2 protein-coding genes and 1 rRNA gene are annotated in these 3,575 nt (G+C 52.2%); all 3 read left to right on the forward strand.

All coding sequences use genetic code 11. The annotated features are described in order from the left end of the window. Positions 1–92, forward strand: a 5S ribosomal RNA gene (gene rrf, locus BLO51_RS28130); the annotation flags it as partial. A 351-nt stretch (positions 93–443) separates the two neighbouring features. Beyond that, positions 444–3,290 (forward strand): family 10 glycosylhydrolase, encoded by a 2,847-nt coding sequence (locus BLO51_RS28135; protein ID WP_217266812.1) that lies wholly within the window; start codon positions 444–446, stop codon positions 3,288–3,290. A gap of 40 nt (positions 3,291–3,330) precedes the next feature. Further along, positions 3,331–3,522 carry a hypothetical protein gene (locus tag BLO51_RS28140; protein WP_090677439.1) on the forward strand — a complete coding sequence of 64 codons (192 nt, stop codon included), beginning with the start codon at positions 3,331–3,333 and terminating at the stop codon, positions 3,520–3,522. Positions 3,523–3,575 lie beyond the last annotated feature (53 nt).

Raw genomic sequence — 3,575 nt, forward strand, 5'->3', positions numbered from 1 at the left:
CACGCGTACCCATCCCGAACACGACCGTTAAGCCTTCCAGCGCCGATGGTACTTGGACCGCAGGGTCCTGGGAGAGTAGGACGTCGCCAAGCACAGAAGAAGAACCTCAACTGGGGTTCTTTTTTTGTTTTCTTTTAGCCACAGCAGAAGATATTCGGAAGCACGTTTCATTGATTGTGAAATAAAATTTTATTATAAATAAAATTGTTGAAATTATATTTCCGAGCGTCTATAATGAGTTGTGATTGCTCATTTGTCATTATGTGGAATTCATTTTGTTTTGCAAGACATGACGCGTACATAACATGGGAAGGGGAGGGAAGCGAGCTAATCGAGAATGAAATTAGGCGATGATCAGAAAGTTCGGTTTATTATCAGTCTGCGGAGGGGATTCGATGAAAGGCACACGCTTTTTTATAAGTAATAAAAATGAAATCGCTTTCATGTTAATTTTATTGCTCGTTACAATGATGTTTCCTGCGGTACGTGGGGATAATAATTTTGCTTATGCGGAAGAGAAGAACGGAGCTGCATCTCTGACGACCAACTCCTCCGTATCGATTGAGGATTTCGAGAACGGGGCAAACCTTTATGCCTCTTCGGCCAGGGCGAATGTGGTCGCCTTTACGATGTCCGGAAGACCAGGCCCCGTAAGAAACGGATACCGCTCCGGGGCGCTCGCTTATGATTTTACCGGGACGGTTGGCACCTCTGCGGCCTATATTAATTTTAAGGACGCCGATGGCTCAGCAGGGCGTACGCTGGAAGGCTCCCCACAAAAGCTCGGCATGTGGGTATACGGGGACGGAAACAATCACTGGCTGCGTGCCCAGCTTCAAGATGCTTCCGGTAAAAAGACGACAACCGATTTTACGGGAAGCCGCGGGTTAAGCTGGAGCGGCTGGAAATACGTCACGGCATCCGTTCCTGCGGGTATGCAGCTGCCTATGAAGCTAACCCAAATCTATATCGTCGAAACGAACGACAATAATAAGAACGGGGGCACCTTGTATTTTGACCGGCTGAGTGCTTTCTATGCGGACTTAAGTATGTATACACTGGATTTTCGAGGCCTGATGCCGATGAAAAGCGGAGATACCTTGCAGGCTAAGGTATACGGAACGTATAGCGGGAGTACAGGGCCGATTGAAGTTACGGGTGGGGTCGTTTATGCGAGCAGCTATCCAACCATAGCGACGATAGACGAGTCCGGCATAGTAAAGGCGCTGCAGCCCGGGACGACGACGATCTCGGCCACAGCGGCTAACGCGCCGCAGGCACTGTTCTCCTTGACAGTGCCGGCGGAGGCCCCAGTGCCGCGGAGTATCGAGTTATCGGCTTCCAGCACGCTGACGGTGGGGGATAGCGATACGGTTAAAGTATTTGCCGCGTATCCTTCCAACAGCGAGCCTGTAGAGATCGTCAGTGGTGTTTTCTATCAGAGCAGCAATCCTGAGGTAGCAGCAATCGACACGACCGGGAGGCTCAAGGCGACGAAGGACGGAGAAGCCGTCATTACGGCAAGCTTCGGCGGCAAGGCATCGAGCTACACGCTTACAGTGAAAAAGCCGGTACCCATTTTGCAAAAAATTGAGCTCGCCGAAATCAAGGCTATGAACGTAGGACAAACGCAGCAAGCCAAAGTATCCGCTACCTACACCTTCATGAATGAGCCGGTCGACGTTACAGGCAGCTCGGCCTATAAGAACAGCAATCCCGAGGTAGCGCGGGTCGATTCGAACGGTACCGTAACGGCATTGAAAGTGGGAGCCACACGAATTATGGCCAGCTACGGGGGGAAAACAAGCGACAAAATACTCGTCGTCAACCAATCGGTCGCTATGCCGAAACGGGAGCTAAGAGCCGCTTGGATTGCCTCGGTGGAAAATATCGACTGGCCAAAAAAAGGAGTCGTAACACCAGAGGAGCAGAAGCGCGATTTTATCCGGATGCTGGATGAGCTTCAGGCCCTTGGAATGAACGCCGTGATCGTACAGGTGAAGCCGACGGCCGATGCGTTCTATCCGTCGAAATACGGGCCGTGGTCGGAGTGGCTGACCGGCGTTCAAGGCAAAGATCCCGGGTACGATCCTTTGGCTTTTATGGTCGAGGAGGCTCATAAACGGAACCTGGAGTTTCATGCCTGGTTCAATCCTTACCGGGTCAGCATGCAGGACCGGATCGAAAAGCTTGTGGCGGACCATCCGGCCCGGCAGCATCCGGATTGGGTCGCGCCCTATGGAGGAAGGCTGCTGTACAATCCCGGGATTCCGGCGGTGAGAGATTTTGTCATCGAAAGCGTGCTCGAGGTGGTGAAAAACTACGACATCGACGGCGTTCATATGGATGACTATTTTTATCCATATCCTGTAGCCGGCGTCGATTTTCCCGATGAAGACACGTATCGGCAATACGGCGGAGGATTCGGCAATAAGGCCGATTGGCGGAGAAGCAATGTGAATGGGCTTGTTCAGCAATTAAGCTCGGCCATCCATCGTGAAAAAAGTCATGTCAAATTCGGCATCAGTCCTTTCGGAATATGGAGAAACAAAGCGGATGACCCTACGGGCTCGGACACGAACGGTTTGCGGAACTATGACGATTTGTACGCGGACACGAGAACTTGGATACAGCAAGGTTGGCTGGACTACATCGTTCCGCAAATTTACTGGAACTTCGGTTATTCGCCCGCTGCATACGAGAAGCTGATCGATTGGTGGATCAAAGAAACGCAAGGGAAGAACGTTCACTTGTACATCGGGCAGGCGCCTTACCGGATCGGCTCGGCGGACCCGGCGTGGCAGAAGCCGGACGAACTGCCCAACCAGCTTGTCTTTAACCGCAACTTTGAAACGATCCGCGGCAGCATGTTTTTTTCGGCCAAAGATTTGCTTGCCAATCCGCTCAGGTTCGGAAACCGCCTGAAGCAAGACTTGTACCCGCATCGGGCGCTCATACCCGCTATGCCTTGGCTGGATGCGCAGGCGCCTGCGGCGCCGGTTCTGCAAGCTGCCGTGCGTCAAGCGGGCGGAGTGGAGCTGACTTGGGAAGGCAGCGATTCACGGGATGAGGCCTTTGATGTGATTTATCGATTCGAGGGGAAGGAAGTCCTCGGACTGGAGCATCCCGAGGCGATTGTCGCTACGGTACGCAAGGTTGGAAATGCTATCACGCGGAAGTTCGTAGACCCAATAGCGGCTGACGGTAAAACGTACACTTACGTGGTCACGACCAGCGACAGATTGCATAACGAAAGCGCAGCGAGCAATAAAATAACGGTGACCAACTAGACGGACCGGGAAGCGCCTATCACGACGGCGAAGCGGCGTCGTGTACAGCTCTTGCGGCGGACCGCTGGTCGATCAGCCGGGATATAAGCTTCTGCTTGGAACAGGCACTGTGACGGCAACAGCCCAGGATCAAGCGGGCCATACGACGGTCACCTCCGCAACGTATACGGTACAAGTGACCTATGAGAGCCCACGCCTGTTGATTAACCAAAATAAGGAAATTGAAAATTGAAAAAAGGACGCTCTTTCTGTAAAATCGTTTGCACCATACAACACGATTAGAAA

This window comes from Paenibacillus tianmuensis, from assembly GCF_900100345.1.
GTDB classification, from domain to species: Bacteria; Bacillota; Bacilli; order Paenibacillales; family NBRC-103111; genus Paenibacillus_G; species Paenibacillus_G tianmuensis.